Here is a 24,471-nt window from a genome sequence, read left to right on the forward strand (position 1 = left end):
CTTTCTCATTAACATAAGAGAATAGTAACGTGCTTTCACCTTCAAGAATAGTCTAAATCCTTAAGTTGATGGATGTGTGGTGCTATCCCATGCCCATCGACTTAAGAATTTTTTACCACCCCAAAATGAAAAAACAAGTTAAATTCTCATAGAAAGCCACATTGATAAAACGCACAGCAAACTTATGGATAAAATTACATGCTCGGCTCTCCACAAAAAACGGGATAAAAAAATAAACAGCGGAACTAGTCCACTGTTTACTTCGCCACACCTTCATGCAATTTTTCTGTATAATCCTTTACATCCTTCCAGCTATCTTTCGCTGTATTTAAATCTTCTTTTATAAAGGTAAATTCTTCTGGACTCATTCCTTTTACGTTTTGTAGTAAATTATTATATTTTGCACCTACCGTATACCATTGATTTGATATATTTTGTAGTGCTGTAATTGCTGCGTCAATTGTTTCTGTCATATTTGTTGTTTTATTTTTTACATCTGTCAAAATTACCACTTCTGCTTGTGCTCCAGAAATTCTATCCTTTAAATTGGCTATTTCTCGTTCTGCATTTGCAATATCTTTTTTTGCGATCGCAATCATCGGTCCGCCCGCAAGACATGTTATTAGCGCTACGCAAAGTACACCACCAGCAATAACCATATCATTGCTCTTTTTAATTGAATCGTTATATGTATTTATTTGTTGCTCTAAAGCTGGAATACCAGCATTCGTACTCGCCAAAATCGAAGTTAATTGATTTGTATCTTCTTTAAAACTGTTTGTATCTTTCGCCATTCTATCGCGAAATGCTTTTAAATTCCCTAATAAAATATCTACTTCATTTTGATTTTTTAAAATGTCCGCATACAACTTTTCTAAATCCGCTTTTAATTTACCGCTATCCTTTTGATCAATCGCTACTAGCATGTCATTATAGTACGTTTGAAAAGTATTATTGTAATTAATAATATTTTGATCTGTTTTTATAATTTGAGGCTTCATATTATTTAACCAATACGCTGCATTAATTTTTGCATCTCTTTGGTGCTGAACCATATTTCCTTTAAACTCACTATTAATTGAACTTATTTTACTCAAATCAGTCTCTTGTTGATTTTGAATTAATTTTGCATATGAATCCATTGCAAATATGCTCGATGTCGTTTGCGCCATTACATCTTGGAACCCCGCTGGTCCGAGAGAATAATTTTTCGCATTTTCTTGCAATGTTTTTACGTTTTGTTCCACTGCAAAAGGATGTAAAGGAAACGCATTACTTGTTGCGACTCCAGCAATCATTATCGTTAAAAGACATTTTTTATAGAAATTATTACGCATAATTATCACCTATTCTTTTTATGAGGATATAAAACATTAGAGGTAAAAAAAGCTCCTGCTCACTACTGAACAGGAGCTCTCTATTATTTTAAAATTATTTATCTACACATAATGCTGTAGCGGTTTAATTACTATTATGCTTTTTTCGTATCTACTACTTTAATGTCTTCAGCATAAATCTTTTCTGCATAGTCCTTAATGTTCTTCCAGCTATCTTTCGCAATGTTTAAATCTTCTTTAATGAAAACAAGGTCATTTGGACTAATTGAATCTACATTTTGAAGTAAAGAATTGTATTTTGACCCCATTGTGTACCATTGATTTGAAATGTTTTGCAACGCTGTAATTGCAGTATCAATCGTATTTGTTAAATATTCCGTTTGCGTTTTAATGTTCGTTAATCCTGCTACTTCTAATTGCGCAGTTGTAACTTGTCCTGTTATCTTTTGAATTTCTGCTTGTGCATTATCAAGCTCTTTCTTCGCTAATACGATTCCAGCTGTTCCACCGCCTACAGCTGCTGTACCACCTGCAATTAATGCGATTCCTAGCGGCGTTCCTGCACCAGTAGCAATAACTACTGCACCACCGATAATTGCAATTGGGCCTAAAGCTGTCGCAACAGATGAGCCGATAATAATTGCATTATATTTACTAATTGCTTCATTATACGTTGCAATTTGATTTTGCAGAAGCGGAATTCCAGCATCTTGACTAGCTAAGATTGATGTAATTTGATTTGCATCTCCCTTGAAGTTTTGAGTATCCGACGTCATTTTATTTCGGAATTTCTTCAAGTCTTCTACTAACTGATCTACTTGCGCTTTATTTTCATTAATACTACTTGATAATCTAGTTAGACCTTTCGTAAGTGTTGCTTTATCCTTCGCATCTACCGCAGCAACTAAAGTATCATAATAGTTTTGGAATTTCGTATTGTAATTAATAATATTTTGATTCGTTGAAATAAGCTGTGGCTTTAATACATCTAACCACTGTTTCGCATTCCCTCTAGCTGTATCTTGGTGCTGAATCACTTTTCCTTTTAAAGCCGCATCAACGCTCGATACATTTCCAAAGTTAACATTACCTTGTTTAATAATTGTTAAAGCGTACAGATCCATTACTAAAGCATTTGAACCTGTTCTTTCCATCGCATCTTTCAGGCCTTCTGGTCCTAACGAGTATTCTTCATAGTCATTATAAGCTTTTGCTACAGCATGAACTGGAGCTTGCTTTACTGTACTTTCAGCTGCATAAGTATGGGCTGGCATAATATTCCCTGCTGCAAATACTGCCATAAGTGCTGATAAAGCCATTACTTTATAAGGTTTTTTTGTCATTTTTCTTCTCTCCCTATATCGCTAATTATTTTTCTGTTTAATGTACTTCAACGTTTGTAACATAATCTTCAAATTGATTTGTTTGCTTATTCATTTCATCACTTACTTTTTTGAGTTGATTGAAATGTTTTTGAAGTAAACTACTGTCTGTATACGTACCTTCTTCAATATTTGTTTGAATTTGGATCATGTTATTATTTAAAACTTTCCAATCCGTTAATAACGTCTCTAAAGTTGTAATTTGGCGATTAATTAGTTCTGTAAAGCTACTTACTTGATCTTCAACGAATGTAATTTGAGTCGCTTCGGCTTCAGTTTGTGATAATTTTTGGATAAGTGGTAATAGCTCTTTTTGCTTTTGTTGAATACGAAGAGCTGCTTCTCTCGTTTGACTGTCTGCAGCATTTACAATTTCATTACTTAAAGTCCCGATAGATACAAAGTCGATTGTTTTCGTTTGTGCAGTTTGATTTGTAATTGTAAATACTTGTTTACCGATATTAATAGAACCTTTAATAATTTCTTGAGGTCTATTCAAAATAGTAGTTAGTTCAGCTTGAATTTCCCCTTGAATTCTTTTAATATCTTCTCTTAATTTCACAATATCCCCATTTGATCCTTGCATTGTTTTTATTGCTTCATCAGCTTTAATTGATAAGTTGTTACTATCTTTGTCTAATACCGTTTTAAATCGATTTAACTCTAATAAATCTTGCTCCATACTCTCTTGAATGCTTTGGACTTGCAATTGTAATTTTCCATATGCATTTGTAAAATCTGCTTTTGCCTGTTCATCTTCATTTACTTTTCCTGCTAGTTCATAGAGCTTACTATAATAGCTATTAAATCTTGTGCTGTATCTCATCATTTCTTGATTTAAGTCGATCAGCTTCGGATTATATTCATCAATCCACTCTCGTACATTCGCTTTTGCAAATTTTTGATGATTCGTTAAACTACTCATAGCATTTACCTTAATGTCTGGTTGTTGTAAAATAACTAATCCGTATGCTTGGATAAGTGGTGACTGCGACCCTAACATTCTAATTGAATTTGATAATGTATTTGGTGCAATTACATTTTGCACGTTTAATATTTTCACTTCTGATTGCCCCCCTTCAGCGTAAGCGCTTACAGGAATGAAGCAACTCGTAGATACTGCTGTAACCAATAACCCTGTAATTAAAGTTTTTTTCACTTTAACTCCTCCTATGTATTAGCAACTATTACTATCGCATTTTATTATTCTATTTTCTTGCACATTATTTGAGATGGTTAAAAATAGAGAACATTCTCACCGTGAGTCATGTACGAACCACCTCTCTCAAACTTTATTTCTACAGTACTTACTTATTGTCATAAAACATTTCATAACTTTTCACATGTGCTTAGTATGAATAATATTGTATAAAATTTCTGTTTCATCGTAATTTCCACATTCACACAGTGAATATATTGCATGAAAATATTATTCATTTTAAGCTAAATAGCGTACGTAAATATGAAATTCCGTTTTGTTTTTATTTAATTTTTGTACTGTAAGGTCATTTAAACACAGCTATTCATCTACCGTAAAGAAGTATTTTAATTCCCTTTATTTTCAAGCTCTCATGTCCTTATTCCAAAATAAAATCCAATTAACTTTCTCCATTAAATTATCCATATATCATAACAAAAAACACTGTTTACTCATAAGTGATAATATTATAGCAATATAATTTTAAGACCTATATGCAATTATGCATAGCATATACACAAAAAGGATAACTTCACTCTCGTGAAGTTATCCTTAAAAAATCCCCTTACTTTTTCAAATGATATGGTACTGTCGTAATAACAACATTTCTTTTATAGAGTAAATACGCACGAATGAGTAAACTAGATTGATTATGAAGAATGTTATGCCAACCTTTTTTCGGAATAAACTGTGGTATAACGACTGTAACTCGGTAATTTGATTCATTCGCTTTATATTGCACTGTATCAATAAATTTTGTTAGCGGCTGAATAATACTTCTATAATGAGAATGTAATGTAACAAGCCTAACTTCAGGTTGCCACTTCTTCCATTTCTCTTCGAATTTCTTCTCCTCTTCTCTGTCAAAAGCAACATATACAGCAATAACTTGATCTGCCGAAAGAGACTTTGCATAGTTCAAAGAATTTTCTACTACGTGAGTCATACCAGCTACAGGAACGACAATTACATTCCCCTCAATCGGAACAATCCGTTCACAAGTTTTTAAACTTAATTGATCTCCCACTGCATCATAATGCTTCTTAATTCGATGGAACACGAAGATAATGACAGGTAAGAAAATAAGGATTGACCAAACTTGTGCGAACTTAGTTAAAAAGAACATACTCATTACGATAAAACTAATAACTGCACCAATTAAATTAATCGATAAACGTAAAATCCATCCTTCAGGTTTTTCACGGAGCCATTTTAATACCATTCCAGTTTGAGAAAGCGTAAATGGAATAAATACCCCTACCGCATATAGCGGAATCAAATGTTCTGTTTGCCCTTGGAAAGCTACAATTAAAATAATCGAAGAAATCCCTAGTATAATAATACCGTTTGAATATCCCAGACGGTCTCCTCTAATTGTAAACATTCTCGGTATGAACTTATCTTTCGCAAGATTAACTGCTAATAACGGAAATGCAGAATACCCTGTGTTAGCTGCAAGAATTAATATTAAAGCTGTTGTACCTTGTATGAAAAAGTACATAAAATTACGTCCAAATGTTTGTTCAGCGATTTGGGAAACGACTGTTACTTCTTTATTTGGAGTAATTCCGTAATAGTAAGCTAAAAAGACAATTCCTGAAAATAAAACGGCAAGTAATGCCCCCATCGCAAGCAATGTTTTTGCTGCATTGTTTGGTGCAGGATCTTTAAAGTTTGGAATTGCATTTGAAATTGCTTCAACACCTGTTAAAGCAGAGCTTCCTGAAGCAAATGCTCTTAACAGTAAAAACAAACTAATTCCCGCAACCGGTGTTCCAAGTGGCGCATGTAAAGTCGGTGAAACATGCCCAGTTAAAATATTATATATCCCTACACCAATTAATATAAATAATGCTAAAACAAATAAATAAACAGGATATGCCAAAATGGAAGCTGATTCAGTTACCCCTCTTAAATTTAAAATGGTAATTAGTATTACAAATATAATTGCAATAATTACATTATGTGCATGTAGGCTAGGAAAGGCAGATGTGAGCGCATCTGTACCTGCAGATACACTTACTGCGACCGTTAAAATATAATCTACTAATAAAGATCCACCAGCTATTAAGCCTGAATTCATCCCTAAATTTTCTTTTGATACAACGTATGCGCCCCCGCCATGAGGGTAAGCAAAAATAATTTGTCGATAAGATAAAATAAGAGCTGTCAATAATACTAATACCCCAATAGCAATCGGAATGGAATACCAATAAGCTACCGCTCCAAGACCTGCTAGTGCGATTAAAATTTGCTCTGGACCGTATGCAACCGATGATAATGCGTCAGAAGATAAAATTGCTAGCGCCTTCGTTTTATTAAGCTTTTGCTCTCCTAATTCAGTTGATTTTAACGGTCTTCCAATTAATAACTTTTTGATAGATGAAACCACTGCTGTCCACTCTCCAATAATTTTGTACGAACTTTTCTGCTAATTACAGCGGATAAACTATTTCTTCAGAAAACAAAAATGTCTACAAGCCATAACGAAATAAACTTGTAGACATTAATTTTTTTGTCGCACAAGCTCCACCTTCCTTCTCAATATAACGCTTACGAGGTTAGCTGTCGGATTCGGACCTTTGAGTAGCCCTACCTTTTTCAAGGATTCACCCCATTGAATTATGCACTAATTCATTAAAACGGGTCCCCCGCACCATGCGGTTTCAGCGATTTAGAAAATTGAAACTGTGGATTATAATACTCCTTTATTTTAAAAAAGTAAACAAAAATTTCAAAAACGAAAAAAATTAAAATGATTGTGCATAATAAGCCATTAAACATACATAATGAATACTAAAAAACCACAAAGGAGACCCATATGTCTAAAGAAAAGAAGCCACTTTTTACCGATTCATATTTAGATGCATTAGCAAGCGAAATTAATCAATTATATGGTAACCGTGATAAAGAAAAAAATACGACAGAAAGAATTAGAAGAGATGAATAAAATGTCACTATAAACACAAAAAAGGATAGCAACGTATTTATATTTTGCTATCCTTTATCCATTTTCATACTATTAAAATCATATTATTTCCTTACTTTTTATCATCTCTTCATACACCGTTAAATTTTGATATACAGCGCCTAATAAAGGTGCTTCTATAGAAAATTGCTCTGCTAAATCCAGTAAATATCCTTGTAAATGTTCTCCTTCAATGAACGAACCTTTTTCCATATCGCGCTGCATAGATGACTTCATATCATAAGAAATTTTATCAATCGTTTTCATATGGTCCTCAACAATATTATCTTTAACCGGAGCCCCCAATACCCTTATAATTTGCACAGATTCTTCAAATAAGTTTCGGATAAAATCATGTCCACCTTCACTCTCACGAATCGGTCCTATTGGTGCACGCATTAATGTTGTCACACCTGACATTACAGTTATAAATAAATATTTATGCCACATATCCTGCGTAATATTTTCACTTAAAACAAAACTAGCTTTTGTACCTGCAAATGCTTTAGAAATACGCTTTATTCTCTCTGAATCTTGAGGCTTAATTTCCCCAAATACAAGTCTGTTAGCAGCACTAGTTTGTACAATTTCTCCTTGTTCGTTTAACGTCGTCTCGATAAAGCATAAACCACCAATTACTTTTTCCACGCCGAATTCCTTTTGTAATAGTGATAAATGAGCGATACCATTTAACAATGGGATTATTACAGTATTTTCACCTACAAACGGCTTTAAATCTATGGTCGCCTCGTGTAAATGATACGCTTTTGTTGAAAATAAAATCACATCAAATGGAGACGTTCTATCTTCTTTCGTTATCAATTTCGGTTGAAATGAAAAATCTCCATTCACACTACGAATAACAAGTCCTTTTTCCTCTAATTGCTGTTTTCTTTTGCTGCGAACGAGAAATGTAACATCTTCTCCCTTTTCTACTAATCGGCCACCAAAAAATCCACCGACGCCACCAGCTCCTAATACTAAAATGCGCATACAATATCCCCTTTTCCTAACACAATTATACTAGTTTTAGTATACATAACATTATACATGTCCCCTGTTAAATTAGCTGAATTTTCATTCTTAATCTATTGCAAAAACAAGGTTATTTTCAAGAAAAATTGGGCATGTTGTTTCTATAGCTTATTCGGAAAGGAAACAATGTAAATGGAGGCAATACAAACAATCGAAGAAAAAGATGTAACAACAGCTATATTTCAATTTATATTCCCGTTTTCGTTTAAAACTGGATATGAACAAAATATGTTCCCTTTCTTACAAAAAAATAATTTCCGTCCTTTTCGACTCGATCATCTCGAAGATGAAAATACATATTATGGGGAGTTTAAAGTTTCACATCAAAACATGGAAGCTTACTATCTTTCATTTACGAATAAAATTCTCTTCCCTCCTTCAGAGCATCAAAAAGGATTACAGCGCTATTCTAAAGATCTTAATTTAAACGGACATTTAACAACAAATCTTATTTCCGTTCCATTCAAGATACATTCAATTGATGTAACACTTTGTCCTTATGAGCTTGGCTTCTTAACAATTCGAACAGGAGTCAAAACCGCTCCAAACATGACATTATCAGAAGCCATCGAATTCGCTTCTCGCTTCCGTGTGCTTGAAACTAGAAATGATACAACTGAGACCATTTGTATTGAATGTGATGGAAGAAAATATTCACAAGTAGAAAAACTTATATTCGGCGATTTATTTCATGGCTTAACAGACTTCTTTGAGAATAAGAGGTTGCGGAGTTCATATTTTCAAACATTCCCCTTCTTTGAAGACCAACGAATGTATGTACAAACTTTATTATCTATAAACAAAGAGTCAGACCTTCATATAGTTGATGTATATCGAGCTTCCAGTCTTTCCGGATTAACAGACGATGGTAAGCCGTATATTAGCGCAAATAATGTTCCTTATATTCACGATTATTTAACAAAGCATTCTTATCAAAGATGGGCTCCTAACCGTTATTTTATTATGGAAGAACATATTTTCACATGTATAACAAATGAAGGTGGACGAGAAGTCACTAAACTTGCCAGTCAAATGTACGGGGAATTTTATTACGCTTTATTATTAAATCTATTTCATAAAGTTGTTTTATTAAAGATGGCGAACGCTTATGCTGAGCTAAATATTGAACAAGATACAAATGAAATAGAGAAATTAATTTATTCAATCAATTCGTTTACAGCGAATTATTTTTCTTTAGAATTAGTATCTCAATCACAAAGTGAAGATATTTTCTTCCGCTTAAGAAAACTTTTTAACATTGAAATTTTATACTCGAACGCGAAACAAAATCTTGATAGTTTGTTTAAATATCAAGAAAATGTCGCCTCTAAAAAAGATAGCCTTTTATTATTAATTTTAACCCTCTACTCTGTGGTGGGTCAAATGTTAGGGTTTACTATGATTGACCTTTTAAGAAACACAGATTCAAACAAAATATCATCGCCTCTTGAATTTTTCGCACTGTTAATAGCAATTAGCGGTATAGTCATTTCCTTTATTTTAGGTGCACAAAGTGTATACCAATGGGGTATACAGCATCGAAGAAGACAAGCGTGGGTAAAACAAACTGTACTTTCTGCTGTGAAAGAAAAAGAGGATAAAAATTAAAGACGATTATTTTTAAATTACAAATACATGGTGCGCTTAAGTAAATGAAATTTTTATCAGCGATTTTCCGAATATATCGGCGCAACTCAAAATATATCAGCGATTTTTTAAATATATCGACTTACCGACAAAAACTGACAAAAATAAGAACCGAATCATAAAAAAGGCTACTCCAAAATGAACCTTGGAGTAGCCTCTTCTCTTTTTGTTACACTAATTTCGCTTACTTCCCTGCTTCGATTTTTTCTAATGCAGTAGCTACTTGCTCTTCAGTTAATTCATGTTGCACGATATAACGATTACGTGGGTGTACACGACATTCATGAGAACATGCACGTAAATGTTTTGCTTCACTTTCTTCAGAGCATAAAATTTTCTTGTTACATTCAGGGTTTGCACAGTTTACATAGCGCTCACAAGGTTCACCTGTAAAGTGATCTTTACCAACGATAACGTGCTCTTTTTGGTTTACTGGTACAGCGATACGCTCATCAAATACGTAACATTGACCATCCCATAGCTCGCCTTGTACTTCTGGATCTTTTCCGTATGTTACAATTCCGCCATGAAGCTGACTTACATCTTCATAACCTTCACGAACTAACCAACCAGAGAACTTCTCACAACGAATTCCGCCTGTACAGTATGTTAAAATCTTTTTGCCTTCAAGTGTTTCTTTATTTTCTCTAATCCAATCTGGTAATTCACGGAATGATTCAATATCTGGTTTAATTGCACCTTTGAAGTGTCCTAAATCAAATTCATAATCATTTCGTGCATCAATGATAACTGTATCTTCTTGTTTCATTGCTTCATAAAAATCTTTTGGTTCTAAATACTTCCCAGTAATTTCTTTTGGATTAATGTCGTCTTCTAAGCGAAGTGTAACTAACTCTGGGCGAGGACGTACGTGCATTTTCTTGAATGCATGTTCATCTGCCTCATCAATTTTAAAAACGATTCCAGCAAAACGTGGGTCATTGTTCATCGCTTCCATGTATTTTTCTGTTTGCTCAACAGTTCCAGAACAAGTTCCATTAATTCCTTCTGTCGCTACAAGAATTCTTCCTTTTAACTCAAGTGATTTACAAAATTCTAAATGCTGTTCAGCAAATTCTTCTGGATTTTCAATTGTTGTGTACATGTAATAAAGTAATACTCTATATGGTTTTGTAGTTGCCAATGTATTTCTACCACCTATCTAAATTTTAAAATCATGTATAAGTTAACGTTCATATCAAAACATATATAATAAGAAAATACATACTAAATTGTACTTAGCCTATTTTCTTCTATTTACAATTTTTTCTATAAGTTAACAAAAATAAAAACAAGATTACATCACAAAACACTATGGTTATGTTGTAATCCCAATATATTATATATCATACAATTTCATTTCCATCAATTAATATGCTGTAATATAGGCTCTATGTTCACATAAATTTCAAAAACAACCCTATAATTTATTATCTTCCCCCTTATTCAGCAGCCATAAACTCCCAAAATATTTTTCACATCGTCACACCATTCTTTGCACGAAGTCATATAATTTGCATTAAGGAAACTTTCGTGTTCAAATGAAATTGCCACATAATATATTTAAATGTATTGAAATAATGAATAAGAGCAAATACAATAATTTCATCAAGTTAACATTCCAAAGGGGAACACTACTATGAATAAAGATATATCAAAAGATGAACAAGTCCCTTCTCAAAGTACAACTGTTCAATCCGCACATTTAGCATTAAGCGGACAAACGAAAGGCTTAAAGAGACTATTACCATTCTTAGGACCTGCTTTTATCGCATCAGTTGCTTATATTGATCCTGGGAATTTCGCAACGAATATAGCTGCTGGATCCCAATATGGGTATTTATTACTTTGGGTAATTCTCGCTTCTAATTTAATGGCTGTATTAATCCAAACTTTATCAGCTAAATTAGGAATCGCTACTGGGAAAAACCTTCCTGAAATAGCTCGAGAAAATTTCCCAAAACCAGTTTCCATCGGTTTATGGATACAAGGTGAACTCGTTATTATGGCGACTGATTTAGCTGAATTTATTGGAGCAGCACTCGGATTATACTTACTGTTTGGAATTCCGATGTTACCAGCTGCTTTAATTACAGCGGTTGGATCATTTATTATTCTTGAATTTCAGCGCAGAGGCTTTCGTCCATTAGAAGCTATCATAACAGGGATGATTTTTATCGTTGTTATCGCTTTTGGTGTCCAAGTCTTTTATGCTAAACCAGAATTAAGTCCTCTTCTTTCAGGTCTATTTATTCCAAAATTCCAAGGCGTGGATAGCATTCTTTTAGCAGCTGGAATTTTAGGTGCGACAGTAATGCCGCACGCGATATATTTACATTCTGCCTTAACGCAACGCCGCGTAGTCGGAACAAATGATGAACAAAGGAAAAAGATTTTCCGCTTCGAATTCATCGATATTATTATTGCAATGGTTATCGCTGGAGCTATTAATGCAAGTATGTTAATTGTAGCAGCTGCTTTATTCTTTAAAAACGGCTTGCATGTTGAAGATCTTGATGTTGCTTTTAACCAATTTAGTAACTTAGTCGGTCCTGTATCAGCTGCTTTATTTGGAATTGGACTCTTATCAGCAGGACTCTCTAGCTCATCTGTCGGTACAATGTCGGGTGATATTATTATGCAAGGATTCATTCGCATGCATATTCCGCTATATTTACGCCGATTTATTACAATGATTCCACCACTAGTTATTATTGCTTTAGGCGTAAACCCAACTTACGCTCTCGTTATGAGTCAAGTTATCTTATCGTTCGGTATTGCCTTTGCACTAGTACCACTTATTATGTTTACAAGTAATAAAAAGATTATGGGTGCACTCGTTAACCACCGTATAACAACATTTATCGCTTGGATAATCGCTGCACTCGTTATCGTTTTAAATATTTTCTTACTGTATCAAACATTTGTAGGCTAATGAAAAAGGGATTCCAATGAAAATGGAATCCCTTTTTTCTTTATATGATTTGTATTAATGCCACAAAGTATTTTTAACAAACCTTTTGATTCTTCCACATCCCAATTTCTATTCAAAATACATTCTGTAATCTATTTCAAAACAATCTGACCCTTACACCTTGAATAATCTTTATTTTCAGATTAAATTATATAATAACAAATACATTTTAGTTTCATATGAACAGGAGTGAAGGCATGTTTCCTATATTAAAGACCGACCGACTCATTTTGCGAGAACTTACCGAAAAAGACGCACCAAGTATACTACAATGCTTTTCTAACACTGATGTACTGCGCTATTATGGCCAAAAACCATTACAGAATGTTGATCAAGTAAAACAGATCATAAATAATTTCAAGTTGAGTTACAATGCAAGAAACGGTATAAAATGGGGAATCGAATTAAAAGATAAGAAAGAACTCATTGGAACAATTGGTTTTCACGATTGGTCTTCTGAGCATAAACGCGCCAATATAAGTTATGCCTTTCTCCCTGAACACTGGGGAAATGGATATGCGACTGAAGCAGTTCCTGAAGTTATATCATATGGTTTCCACACCCTTCATTTAAAACGTATCGGTGCGATTGTCTTTCTTGAAAATGAAGCTTCAAATAAAGTGCTATTAAAATTAGGTTTTGAAAAAGAAGGAGTTTTAAAAAATTATATGTATCAAGATGATATTCCATATGATACGAATTATTATTCTTTATTAAAATCAGTTTAATAGAATTAACGTGTAAAAAACTCGTATCAGCACAACGGAGCCAGGTAGTGGATTTTTAATGAGGGATACAGTTTCCATTTCTTAGATCATCGTACGACGGATGCAACGTACAATAAATTATATAATCTAAAAAAGACGGTACATGAGCAAACCCTTACTCATGTACCGCTTTTTACGTTCTTTTTCTGTTTTCGCAATGCTTCTGGAATGTATACACAGAAAGGTTCGCTTTCCATGTAATCCCCCGTCATCGCATATGCTCTAGAACGAGATCCCCCACAAACATATCGAAACTCACAAACACCGCACTTTCCTTTATACTTGTCCGGATTACGAAGGTTTTGAAAAACAGGGGAGTTTCGATAAATTTCAGCTAGCGATGTTGTTCTAATATTCCCGGTTTTAATCGGCAATAACCCACTTGGATACACATCTCCAATATGAGAAATAAATACAAAACCATTTCCATCATTCACCCCTTTTGGAGCACGCCCAAGCCCATCAATTCGACCCGTCGTCCCATTCATCAATACATCCTGATATTGAATGACCTGATTTGTTTTTTTATTTTCTTTCATTTTTTCTTGAATCACAACACATCTATAATGCTGACCAGCTGTTGTTTTAATATCAAAAGAAACCTTTTTACTAAGTTGATATAGCCAATGGAATACCCTTTCATGTTGGGCTGGTAAAATCATATCCTCTTCCTTACCTCGCCCCGTTGGAACTAAGTAAAATATACTCCAGAGTACACATTCTAATTCTTCTATTAACATTGCCATCTCTTCAAGTACATCCATTAATCAAGATTAACCCTCCCATCAATTGATATTCTAATTGTAAAGTTATATATGTATTTATGCTGTGAGATGAATCACAAATAATAATCTTCCTCTGCTGTTGATCTAATGTTTCTACCTTCCTCTTCAACAATCATAGAAGCTCTTTTTAAAAAAATATAAACACCCCCTTTAGACTAAATGACCTAAAAGGGCAAAGCTTCACAACTTTTTATAAACATCGTGGCTTTCTTCAACACATCACATCTTTTTTTAGTCATCAAGACCTAAATCGTAAAAAGTCATAAAAAATAAAGGGCGATACATATTAGTCACGCATAATATGTATCGCCCTTTTAATTGTTGTTCAACAATCGCGCCCATTTGTTGAAGATCTTAATTAGCAAATGATAATCTACAATTCAAATGGGCACTTCGATTAAAGCCACTTTATGTCCGGCTGTTTAGACATTTCCTAGATAGCTTCGTGTAATGTTTTGGAGAACAATTTTTCCATTCTTACTGTGTTTTTCGAATAACTCTGACAGAAGAAAAACAAAATTTTGATACTCTTCGTCATTTTTTTTCGGAGCATAGGAAGCTGATAAATTCCTTCCCAAAAAACCTTCATAATCAAAAAGTAAATCATTTTGATACTCTTTAAACTCGTACTTTCCATCCTTAAAAAAGCTGTTAAATACTTCAGGAGTTTCCTCTATTCCACCGCTAAATCCTTTGAAATTCGGGCATGTCTTCTGGCAAATTTCTGCATTCTCTTTAATAATCGGACTAGTTAAATCTCTACTATTCCAAACAAGAGCAACATTTGCCTTTGGTTTCAAAATTCGTTGGCATTCAATTTTGAAAGCTACTTTATCAAACCAATGAAATGCTTGAGCAACAGTTACTAAATCCACACTATGCTCTTTTAAAGTGGTATTTTCAGCAGTTACTTTTATTGATTGAAAACGAGAATACAGTTTTAACGATTGCTCTGCCATCTTTCTCATGTCATCATTTGGCTCAACCCCAATAACATTTAAACCTTTTTCAAGCAGCTGACGGCTAAATATCCCCGTACCTGAACCAATATCGGCCACTATCCGATCCTCTTTCAGTTGGTTAGCTGAAAACAAATAATCAATATATTCATTCGGGTAATTAGGGCGATATTTCGCGTATATATCGGCCTCGTCGGTAAAATTTCCTGTCGTTTTCAAAGTACTACCTTCTTTCCCATGATATTTGAAATTCTCCACCATGTTCTTCCGTTTTAATTTCAACCTTATATGTAACATCCTTATGTACTTTCATATTATTTTCGCCTTTTCCACTATTAAACTCTAATATTGTATTATCATTTGAATCCACAACATAAGCAGTTATAGTTCCTTGTTTCGTTTTATCGTCAAAAGAAAATATCCAATTCTCACCTTTTTAACTTTCATATCTTGTGTTGCAGATCCAGTAAATTTTTTATACTTCCCAGATATACCATCTGAAGAACCATGAACTTTACCATCAACAATAGTTCTCTCTCTTGTAAAACACCCACTAAAAACTACTAAATATAAAACAAATAAAATTGTATTTTTAACATCATTACCTCTTTTCTAAAACCATAAAGAACGTACTATCCGGTAGCCCAACCACATTCCCAGACTCATCTGTAAACTCGATTTTCTCGCTAAGATGGTTTGTATATCCATCCTGCAAATAGTTCATAGCTTGAACGATATTTACTTTATCTCCAAAGATACCCTTTACGAAATCCTTATAGTCGTTTGGCGTAAAGATTCCAAACTGCTCCTGCACCTCATGAACGAAGGAATCCTCGCCCCAGGTATACGTATATAAGAACTCCATCGCATCGTTAACAGGCATTTTGACTGTATTGTCTGTAAGTACCTCATACTGGATTATACGCCCCTTAAATTCATGGACATACTGCTCTAAGAACTTCATTCCGCCCGCATCTTTAAAACGAATCACACGCATTAACGTTTTACCTTCGGTCATGATGCCATCACGAATGATAATACGCCCCCCTGTCTTTAACACCTCGTAGGCACTTTGCAGCCCCTTTTTAATTACTTCATGATTGAATTTCTTACCTTCATACTCGATATAAGAGAACAGCTCATGAAGGATAGAAGAATATACAATCGTATCAACCGATTCTTTATCAAACGAGCTACTTAAGTTGATTGCATCCCCTTTAATAATGTCCCAAGATCGACCCTCTTTCTGCTTTTTCTTTTTCAACGTATCAATCACGTTTTCAGAAATATCGATACCGTAGATTCGTTTATTCTCAGTCTCTGCTTCAATCATATCTAGCATGACACCACCACCGGCTCCGACATCTACAACCGTATCTCCCTTTATATAATCAAGAATAATTCGTTTATCATCAGCCGCACTATTCATATGCTCCAGATATACTTCTTCGTTATGGAATCTATCATACGCATCCTTACGTAACCCGAAGAAATCAAATAGCAGCACATTTGCCCGAGCATGCATCATATCTATCTTTTCTGCTTCTACACAGAAGGTGATTAACGCCTCACCTACAGCAGAAAACTGAAACGACACATACGCAGTCTTCATATCTTCATCAACTTTAGCCTCAAAAGAAACATGCGTTGTATCCGGCTTCTCGTTCTCACGGTACTCCCGTAGATACTTCTCAATAACCCGCTTACGATACACGTTGTTCTTCTTCTCGCCTTTGAAATCATAGTGCAACTGCTGCATCAATTTCTCGAAATGGATATGCTGAACCTTTCCAGTGTCTATCTCGTTCTTTAACATAACAAAAACTGTCCAAATATCCTCGAAGCTAAGGGCATGCATAGACGGTTCTACATACCACAAATCCTTATCAGATAAGAAGGTTTGAACGCCACTCTTCTCGCTCCCCATAATTATATCTTTTTCAAATGCTGACTCCTTATGTTTTGGCGTGAGTCTATGTATGCGAGAAGTAAATGGCTCCACATAGCCATCAAATAGACCATCAATTGTAATCTTCACATCGTTCTTTACTTCACTCCACAAGGATTTTGATACGCCCTCAATAATACATTGGTTAAGATAGTATAGAATCTCCTTTAACCTAACGTCTCCGTATTCTTCTTTATATGTGTTAATTAAATCAACATGAGAGTCCAAACGCGCCTCTCCGCGGATATACTGCCCGATTAATCCATGTGTTCTAATTAAATCTCGAACAAACAAATACTCAGTAGAGTTTGAGTTTGTCTCTATACGTTCGTTAAACTGAATATCACTAAAGATATCAGCAGAACCCTCGTTATGTACCAATAGATTAATCCCGTTTTTCTTCCATTGCTCCCGCTGTTTTAAAGAGCCTACCTTTGCAAGCTCACTATACGTTAGTACCTTTTCAATAATGCAATACGCTTCTTCGTCTAAAGGCAACCCACCTAATACTTGCAGCGTACGGTGTACATAGTACAACACCGCATCCGTTTTTAATGCACCAAGTACCTGTACATTCTCATAGTTTTGATGTATCTCCTCTGCCTCGATTAGATGCTTTAACCACGTAGGGAGAGTATCAGAAAACCCTTCAATGTATTTATTTAGAACTTCAATGTTTTTCAACTTATTTACCCCCATATATAATCAATATCTGTAGTAAGGTCTGAGACACCTTCTCCAAAAAGAGCATCACCTCATGTCCCTCCCCCTAAATGCTACTACTTGCTTTTTACCATCTACATCACTTTCGAATACAAATGTATCAAACCCAATCTTTTTATCATGTAAAAGAGAATTATCAATTTCGTTACTAACATGCCAAGGTTGTAACATATTCTTTCGTTCATCTCTTATTTTAACTTCATTAGGAATTTCGGCGGAATAAACATCAGGACTCAGCGGATCACTTCTTAAATTGATAAACATATGTTGTAACAGAATCAACTAAAAATGGAAACGGCAAGCGTGTGCACTCCACTTGCCGTTTTTTCATAGCTTAGTATGTATTTGAATTTCTTTTGCTTTCTCTTTTTCACCCTTCACGCGGACAATTAAATCATATGATCCGGATTTTGGAACTTCAAAAGAAAGCAAACCTTCTTTTTGAGAAGTGACTTCTTCTTCATAAATAACCTTATCATCTTTTGTAACTTGCAATAAAATCTTACCTTCTTCAACGGCTGCTTCATAAGGGATTTCCACATTTCCTTTTTCAGCTTTAAGTGTTTGCACATCATAATACCCTTGCAGGGAACCAATTTTTAAAGTCGTTTCGCCATTTTTTTGAACCTTTGTGACTTGTGTTGCTGTATTGCATGCGCTTAACAATACAACAAGAGTGAGAATCATAAATAAACGTAGTAATTTCATAGAAATTCCCCTTTTTTATGTATATGAATTAAGATTCATTCTTTAACCATTTCAAAAACACCAACAGCTTAAAAGAATCACTGCTTTTCTTCAATTTCTTTTTTAAATAATTTTTGAAACTCTAATTCTGTTTCATTAATAAAACCAAGATGTAACATACTAGAAATATCTCCATGATTCAAAAAGAAATTGTACTCCGAAGAAATAATACCATGAGGAAAATAACAACATACATAATCCCCTGTTTTTTTGTTTCAGAATCCATCTGTCTTCTTCCATAAACCATTAATCGGTGCTCCCAATCTTTAAACATTACAACAGAACCTATTGGAAATAATTCTAACTCTAAATTTTATCCCATCTTATTTACCACCTCTTAAAATAGCTTTTTTTACAATAAAATACATAATAGAGAATAGTAAACAAGCTCCAATTGTACCGAAAGTTGCAATTGAAATTTTGCCTGCTAATGTTTCATTTGGATCTAATGCATTAGGTAAAATTGTACCGAAAATTGCAATACAGGCTAATACAACCATAAAATATTTAAATCTTTTTACTTTCTTATTCATACTAATTATCCCCTTTATTCCTTAACATTAACTTCTAAACCAAATCCCCATAAACCTACACCAGGACCAAATGGTACATGGAATTTGAATCTGCTTTTTCCAGCTTCAAAAGATCCCCCGAGATTCCCAAATTAATATCCCCAAGTATTATACATACCAATTAATACATATAGAAAAAGCCCCGTTCCAATCAAACACTTAAGCTCCCCTATTTTTTATAATACTCAAATAATTACACGCAAACATCTCTATCAATTCATCTTAATACCTCAATTACCTTTTAAGTATATCAATGACAAAATATATAATCTATTATTTTTTTTATATAATTAAAAACAAACATAGTTACAGCAAGAGAATGCTTGTATGCTGATTTGTACCGCATTTCCTTATTCCATGTACTCTTAAAAAAACCTTACTTTTTAAAAGTAAGGTTTTTTGTATTTATTCATTAGCGATCATTAGCGATGTAAGCATTCTTATAAGTATAAATACCACCAAATTGATGCTTTTCAATTCCTTTTACATAATCCTTTTGTACGTAAGCTGAGCCAATTTGGTAAAGCGGTGCTATCGCAGCATCCTCTAATAGAATACGTTCAGCTTCTCGCAATGCTTCCCATCGTTTTTCAGGATCCAGTACAAAATCATTTTTCGCTTTCTTTATTAATTCATCGTAACGAGAATTGGAGTAATTCATTTTATTATTCGGATTACCCGTCGTAAATAGCTCTAAATAACTAATTGGGTCCTTATAGTCCGGTCCCCAATTTGTCAAAGATATATCGTAATCACCCGTTTGTTCTAACTGTAATTTTTGCTTAAATGGCTGTTGTTTAATGTGTATCGTTAATCCTTGCAAATGCTTTTCTAAGTCACCTTTTATATATTCTGCCATACGTTTGGCATTATCTTGTTCATATGTTAAAAACTCGAGTTCTACTTCGTCTACTCCCAGTTCTTTTTTCGCTTCTCCCCAAATCTTTTTCGCATTTTGCAAATCATATGAAGAAAGATCTCCGTTTTCTTTTCTAAAATCTTTACTAGTCTCTTCATTTATATGACCAGCTGGCACAAGCCCACTTGCTGGTTTTGCTCCATTATTAATAAAGTGAGCAACGAAATCTTCTTTATTTAGCGCGAATGAGATAGCCTGACGCACTTTCTTATTTGCTAATGCATTATTTTTTTCGTTAAAACGTAGCATAGCAATTCCAGGGTCACTCGACATATGTAAATCCTTATTCCCTTTATACTTGTCTACAAATTGAGAATTAATAGGCACCCGGTCCAAATTACCAGCTTCATATAAATTAACAACCGTCATTGTATCCTTTACAATTTGAAAGTTTATTTCGTCTAATTTCACTTTCTTTTGATCCCAATATGTAGCATTCTTCTTTAATTGAAACTCTTGTTCATGCTTCCATTCTTCTAATACAAACGGACCGTTATATATGAGATTACTAGGTTCCAATGCATAATTCTTTCCTTGTTCTTTCAAAAATGATTCATGCTGTGGTAAGTATATAGGTAGTGCTAACAACTGTAAAAAGTAAGGAATTGGCTGTTCTAGTTCCACTTCTAACTTATAATCATTTATGACTTTAACCCCAAGTTCATCAAGAGGCATCGTTCCCTTATTGATCTCTTTCGCATTTTTCACATAAAAAAGCATGGACGCATATTGAGAAGCTGTTTCAGGGTTAATTGCACGTTTCCACGCAAACATAAAATCCTTTGCTGTTACATTGTCCCCATTTGACCATTTTGCATCTTTACGCAAATCAAATGTATATTTTTTACCATCTTCACTTCTTTTAAACGATTTTGCTACTGCTGGAATCGGATGATCCTGATCATCTAACACATACAACCCTTCAAATATGTTTTGCATAACGTGTGCTGATGTACCATCCATCGTTTTCGCAGTATCAAGAGAGGGAATTTCTTCTGATACTGTTACATTTAACACTTGTTTTTTAGCTTCTACATCACTTTTATTCGCTTTATTATTACAAGCTGTTAAAAATAAAGATGTAACAAGTGCCATTACCATTAAATAGCTCTTTTTTCGCTTCATGAATTGTTCTCCTTAAGTATAAAATATTATAAATCGTTATATTTTGTGACTTCTATTATAATAAACCATTATTCATTATAAGTGCTTAATTATTATCGTTTTATCAAGCGACATATCAGCTATATTTTATGTTTATTTCGTATAGGTGTTAGCAAGTTCGTTTGCAAACTTGTTAGCACTTTTTATATTTCTTCTATTACATACACTTTCACAAACACATCATACTTAGCTGGTAACTGTAAAGAAATGAATGACTGGCATCTTCCTGTTATATTTCTGCTTATATATTTGTGTGAACTCTTCATACTTTTTTAACTTCTCTGCATTCACTTTCATTTTCTGTGACCGATCTACTTCGACTCCATGAAGTATCCCTTCTTCGTCACGAAATTTCACATCAGGAATATAAAAAAATATGGGGTAACATTGAAATCATCATTCCAGATGAAATAAAGAAAGAACACGAAAAAAGAATAAAAGAGAATGGAGATAGCTCATCCTCAAAAATAAAAATAAAAGCCGTAATTTACGGCTTTTATTTTTTTGTCACCAAACTATCCTTTTGTTAAAAATTTATTAACTCACTTTAATATATTCATACCACCACTTACCACCTGGCCGAGTATCCATCCACCAAGTGATTTTATCTAGTTCTGAATTAGGCAATACCTCAGTTTGGATATAAGCAAGACCTGTTAATGGATTAACAATAACTTTTCCTTTTGTTCCTCGTTCAACCATAGCTTGAATCGCTTCATTTAGATAGTTTATACCGAATTCACCAGACTTAACATATTGATATCCACTATTAGAACCGCCGTTTCCTCCACCATCCCCAACAGTTTGTCCCGTTAGAGCATATACGATAGAATTTGCGATTTTATCAACATTCCATTTAGCCATGTCGGATTCGTTATCGATGAATCCTAATTCGATAAGAATAGCTGGTGCTTTAGTTCCATTCAATACAGCTAAATCTGTACGTTGTTTCGCACCACGATCACCCCATCCAATATCTTTTGCTAGTTGAGCTGAGATTTTAGCCGCTAGGTCTTTCTGATCATAATACAGAACTTCCACACCCTGCCCATTCCCATCAGCTGCATTAAGATGAAAAGAAACAACCAAATCCACATTGTGGGAATTACTATTACGAACGATATTATTTAAATTTTGCGCTTGAGTGCTCCCTACTTCGTCTGTATCATCATAGACTGTGTGTCCTAAAGCTCTTAACTTAGCTGCCACCGCATCTTTCACCTGCCGATCCATAATATGCTCTTTTCGATTTCCAGAATTAGCCCCTTGTACAATACTGTTGTGCCCTCCGTGTAAACTATAACGAGTCATTATTCAACATCTCCTTTCTTATTATCATATTCAGAACTTGTCTTATTGCTCTTGTCACTTAAAATTCCAACTACATTCGTTAATGCTGAAGGTAGCGGAACTCCCATATGACCAGCGTTTTCTAAAAGTGAAAGCAACTCATTTCCGATAAAAAAATTGTCGCTTCACGAATAGCACTATTACTTCCAAGTGCTGTATCTAATTGTGTTGCCACTCCGATCAAAAGAAAAAGCACCGCCTTTTTGCGATGCCTTTGAAGCCAACTTTATTTTTTAACCTGCACACAGGACATTCAATGCTCCGTAAAAAGCACCTGTATCTACACTGTTTATTGTTCCAAGTGTAACCGTATTCCCGTAATCATTTGTACCTCCGAAAACAGTAATGATATCTGCGTCATCGGTCATGTTTGCATATCTTGTACACATTGGCTGGTCGTGTCCTCCCCACATTGCTATACGAGACCCCGAAATACCATAGTTGTAAGGAATTGTATTATTAGCATTACTAATCACTTTCCAATAGGGAGTTTCTGCATAATTTAGTGATGTAATACTATCTCCTAATACAGCCCAAATTGCAGCAGAAATACCAACAGGGAAATGTTTCATTATTTTTGAATATTCGTTTGTTCAATAAAAAAAGCTACCCTATTCTATTTTCTAGAAAGGATAGCTTTCTCAAGAAGGTATATAAATACCTATCTCTGTAAACCTCGTTTATAACGACTTGCTTCAAATATAATACGCTCTTCATCTAATGTTTTACACTCACCATTCCAAACAACACGTTTACCGTTAATAATTACATCACTTATATCTTTTCCACTAGCAGCATATACAAGATGTGATAACACTTCATCAGCTGGTTGTAAATGTGGTTTATTAGACGGATCAATCGTAATAAAATCAGCACACTTTCCAACCTCAATTGATCCCGTTTGTTTCATCCCAATTACTTCAGCTGCTCCTTTCGTCGCAAGAGAAAGAGCTGTTTCAACTGGTAATGCTGTTGCGTCTTGATGAATACCTTTTTGTAATAAAGTTGCTATGCGCATTTCTTCAAACATATCTAAATTATTGTTAGACGCAACACTATCTGTTGCAATTCCTACTTTAATTCCTGCTTCTAGCATCGCTTTTACATTCGCTATACCAGAACCTAGTTTTAAATTACTATTCGGATTATGAGCTACCCGAACATCATGTTCTGCCAAGAAAGTACGCTCATTTTCATTTAATACTACACCGTGCGCAATAACTGTTGGGCGTTTAAACAATCCGCAACTTGCTGCATATTCTACTGGACGCTTCCCATACTGCGCTTCAATATCACGTACTTCACGCTCTGTTTCAGAAAGATGAATATGAACCATAGTTTGATTTTCTACGGCAATACGTGCACACTCTTCTAGCATTTCTGTACTACATGTATATGGGCTATGCGGCGCAACCATCGTAGTTAACATACCACTTTCGTTATAATAGCGTTTCACATATTTCTCAGCTTCTTCAATCGCTTTCTTCTCATCTTCTTTCGTTCCGAAGCTAAATAAAGTTCTTGAAACAGCAGCTCGCATTCCGCTCCTTGATACCGTTTCCATAATTGCGTCTTGATCTACTCCAATTGGATTAAACATATCAGAGAATGATGTTGTACCACTTTTCACCATTTCAAGTAATCCTAATTCCGTGCTAGCGACCGCTAGCTCTGGCGTAAACTGACTTTCAAGTGGCCAAATTCTCGTCTCAAGCCATGGCTGTAATAACATATCATCGCCAATACCTCTTAAAAGGCTCATAACAACATGTGTATGTGTATTAACAAGCCCTGGTAAAACCCACTTTCCTTTCATGTCAACTACTTCATCCACCTCAAAATTGTTAGCGAATTCTCCGCTATTTACATCTATAATTTGATCATTTTCTACAATGATATATCCATTTTCTATCACTTCATTTTGTTCATTCATCGTTGCAATTGTAGCGTTTACATAAGTTGTTTTCAAAAGTATTTCCCCTTTCAACTCTATGAA

At 34.4% G+C, this 24,471-nt stretch carries 18 protein-coding genes, 7 pseudogenes and 1 riboswitch; of the genes and pseudogenes, 4 read left to right on the forward strand and 21 right to left on the reverse strand.

Annotated features, from left to right (window positions below; all coding sequences use genetic code 11):
* Window positions 1-257: 257 nt before the first annotated feature.
* The 4 genes from nheC to JDS80_RS04095 all read right to left on the reverse strand — a co-directional run bounded on the left by nheC (window position 258) and on the right by JDS80_RS04095 (window position 6,309).
* A complete protein-coding gene (nheC, locus tag JDS80_RS04080) occupies window positions 258-1,337 on the reverse strand; it encodes a non-hemolytic enterotoxin subunit C (protein WP_199637155.1) in 1,080 nt (359 codons plus the stop codon).
* Between the two features lie 134 nt (window positions 1,338-1,471).
* Window positions 1,472-2,680, reverse strand: a complete 1,209-nt coding sequence (nheB, locus tag JDS80_RS04085) for a non-hemolytic enterotoxin NHE subunit B (protein ID WP_071745130.1) — start codon at window positions 2,678-2,680, stop codon at window positions 1,472-1,474.
* Window positions 2,681-2,717: 37 nt separating this feature from the next.
* Complete coding sequence (nheA, locus tag JDS80_RS04090) at window positions 2,718-3,878, reverse strand: non-hemolytic enterotoxin NHE subunit A (protein ID WP_098889635.1); 1,161 nt, start codon at window positions 3,876-3,878, stop codon at window positions 2,718-2,720.
* Window positions 3,879-4,482: 604 nt separating this feature from the next.
* Window positions 4,483-6,309 (reverse strand): APC family permease, encoded by a 1,827-nt coding sequence (locus JDS80_RS04095; protein ID WP_098889633.1) that lies wholly within the window; start codon window positions 6,307-6,309, stop codon window positions 4,483-4,485.
* Window positions 6,310-6,452: 143 nt separating this feature from the next.
* Window positions 6,453-6,599: riboswitch (cyclic di-AMP (ydaO/yuaA leader) on the reverse strand.
* Window positions 6,600-6,738: 139 nt separating this feature from the next.
* Between JDS80_RS04095 and JDS80_RS31925 the strand changes: the two genes are divergently transcribed.
* Window positions 6,739-6,867: a hypothetical protein gene (locus JDS80_RS31925; protein WP_257208392.1), complete on the forward strand. Its 129-nt coding sequence runs from the start codon at window positions 6,739-6,741 to the stop codon at window positions 6,865-6,867.
* A 78-nt stretch (window positions 6,868-6,945) separates the two neighbouring features.
* On the opposite strand, the gene panE is transcribed toward JDS80_RS31925, so the two are convergent.
* Entirely contained in the window at window positions 6,946-7,878 is a 933-nt protein-coding gene (panE, locus tag JDS80_RS04100; protein ID WP_098889632.1) for a 2-dehydropantoate 2-reductase, read from the reverse strand.
* A 174-nt stretch (window positions 7,879-8,052) separates the two neighbouring features.
* Here panE and JDS80_RS04105 point away from each other — a divergent pair, with 174 nt between their 5' ends.
* Window positions 8,053-9,528: a hypothetical protein gene (locus JDS80_RS04105; RefSeq protein ID WP_199637157.1), complete on the forward strand. Its 1,476-nt coding sequence runs from the start codon at window positions 8,053-8,055 to the stop codon at window positions 9,526-9,528.
* A 223-nt stretch (window positions 9,529-9,751) separates the two neighbouring features.
* Here JDS80_RS04105 and trhO read toward each other — a convergent pair whose 3' ends face one another.
* Complete coding sequence (trhO, locus tag JDS80_RS04110) at window positions 9,752-10,711, reverse strand: oxygen-dependent tRNA uridine(34) hydroxylase TrhO (protein ID WP_071745124.1); 960 nt, start codon at window positions 10,709-10,711, stop codon at window positions 9,752-9,754.
* A 495-nt stretch (window positions 10,712-11,206) separates the two neighbouring features.
* On the opposite strand from trhO, the gene JDS80_RS04115 reads away from it, so the two are divergent.
* Complete coding sequence (locus JDS80_RS04115) at window positions 11,207-12,502, forward strand: Nramp family divalent metal transporter (protein WP_199637159.1); 1,296 nt, start codon at window positions 11,207-11,209, stop codon at window positions 12,500-12,502.
* 236 nt (window positions 12,503-12,738) lie between these two features.
* Window positions 12,739-13,269 carry a GNAT family N-acetyltransferase gene (locus tag JDS80_RS04120; protein ID WP_071745122.1) on the forward strand — a complete coding sequence of 177 codons (531 nt, stop codon included), beginning with the start codon at window positions 12,739-12,741 and terminating at the stop codon, window positions 13,267-13,269.
* A gap of 158 nt (window positions 13,270-13,427) precedes the next feature.
* On the opposite strand, the pseudogene JDS80_RS04125 reads toward JDS80_RS04120, so the two are convergent.
* The 15 genes and pseudogenes from JDS80_RS04125 to JDS80_RS04190 form a co-directional block, all read right to left on the reverse strand.
* A pseudogene (locus JDS80_RS04125) lies at window positions 13,428-14,072 on the reverse strand (SPASM domain-containing protein); the annotation flags it as partial.
* Between the two features lie 443 nt (window positions 14,073-14,515).
* On the reverse strand, window positions 14,516-15,271 hold the full coding sequence (locus JDS80_RS04130; RefSeq protein WP_199637161.1) for a class I SAM-dependent methyltransferase: 756 nt from the start codon (window positions 15,269-15,271) through the stop codon (window positions 14,516-14,518).
* A gap of 4 nt (window positions 15,272-15,275) precedes the next feature.
* Window positions 15,276-15,637, reverse strand: a pseudogene (locus tag JDS80_RS04135) (hypothetical protein).
* A gap of 16 nt (window positions 15,638-15,653) precedes the next feature.
* A complete protein-coding gene (locus JDS80_RS04140) occupies window positions 15,654-17,699 on the reverse strand; it encodes a class I SAM-dependent methyltransferase (protein WP_199637163.1) in 2,046 nt (681 codons plus the stop codon).
* Window positions 17,700-18,050: 351 nt separating this feature from the next.
* Entirely contained in the window at window positions 18,051-18,431 is a 381-nt protein-coding gene (locus JDS80_RS04145; RefSeq protein ID WP_199637165.1) for a BA_1872 family lipoprotein, read from the reverse strand.
* Between the two features lie 77 nt (window positions 18,432-18,508).
* Window positions 18,509-18,744: pseudogene (locus JDS80_RS31225) on the reverse strand (DUF4176 domain-containing protein).
* Between the two features lie 49 nt (window positions 18,745-18,793).
* A complete protein-coding gene (locus JDS80_RS04160; RefSeq protein WP_002118262.1) occupies window positions 18,794-19,003 on the reverse strand; it encodes a hypothetical protein in 210 nt (69 codons plus the stop codon).
* Window positions 19,004-19,017: 14 nt separating this feature from the next.
* Window positions 19,018-19,131, reverse strand: a pseudogene (locus JDS80_RS32070) (WXG100 family type VII secretion target); the annotation flags it as partial.
* A gap of 323 nt (window positions 19,132-19,454) precedes the next feature.
* A complete protein-coding gene (locus JDS80_RS04165) occupies window positions 19,455-21,086 on the reverse strand; it encodes a peptide ABC transporter substrate-binding protein (protein WP_071745117.1) in 1,632 nt (543 codons plus the stop codon).
* A 182-nt stretch (window positions 21,087-21,268) separates the two neighbouring features.
* A pseudogene (locus JDS80_RS31345) lies at window positions 21,269-21,491 on the reverse strand (replication-relaxation family protein); the annotation flags it as partial.
* Window positions 21,492-21,662: 171 nt separating this feature from the next.
* Complete coding sequence (locus JDS80_RS32305; RefSeq protein WP_412676980.1) at window positions 21,663-21,827, reverse strand: N-acetylmuramoyl-L-alanine amidase C-terminal domain-containing protein; 165 nt, start codon at window positions 21,825-21,827, stop codon at window positions 21,663-21,665.
* 99 nt (window positions 21,828-21,926) lie between these two features.
* Window positions 21,927-22,436, reverse strand: a pseudogene (locus JDS80_RS04175) (N-acetylmuramoyl-L-alanine amidase); the annotation flags it as partial.
* Window positions 22,436-22,712 (reverse strand): annotated as a pseudogene (locus JDS80_RS31350) (phage holin family protein); the annotation flags it as partial. The pseudogenes JDS80_RS04175 and JDS80_RS31350, both read right to left, overlap by 1 nt.
* Window positions 22,709-23,047 carry an SGNH/GDSL hydrolase family protein gene (locus tag JDS80_RS04185; RefSeq protein ID WP_206774484.1) on the reverse strand — a complete coding sequence of 113 codons (339 nt, stop codon included), beginning with the start codon at window positions 23,045-23,047 and terminating at the stop codon, window positions 22,709-22,711. The pseudogene JDS80_RS31350 and the gene JDS80_RS04185, both read right to left, overlap by 4 nt.
* Before the next feature lie 89 nt (window positions 23,048-23,136).
* Entirely contained in the window at window positions 23,137-24,462 is a 1,326-nt protein-coding gene (locus tag JDS80_RS04190; protein ID WP_116733443.1) for a bifunctional S-methyl-5'-thioadenosine deaminase/S-adenosylhomocysteine deaminase, read from the reverse strand.
* Window positions 24,463-24,471: the final 9 nt, after the last annotated feature.

The sequence above is a fragment of the Bacillus cereus group sp. N8 genome (genome assembly GCF_016483685.1).
Lineage (GTDB): Bacteria > Bacillota > Bacilli > Bacillales > Bacillaceae_G > Bacillus_A > Bacillus_A proteolyticus.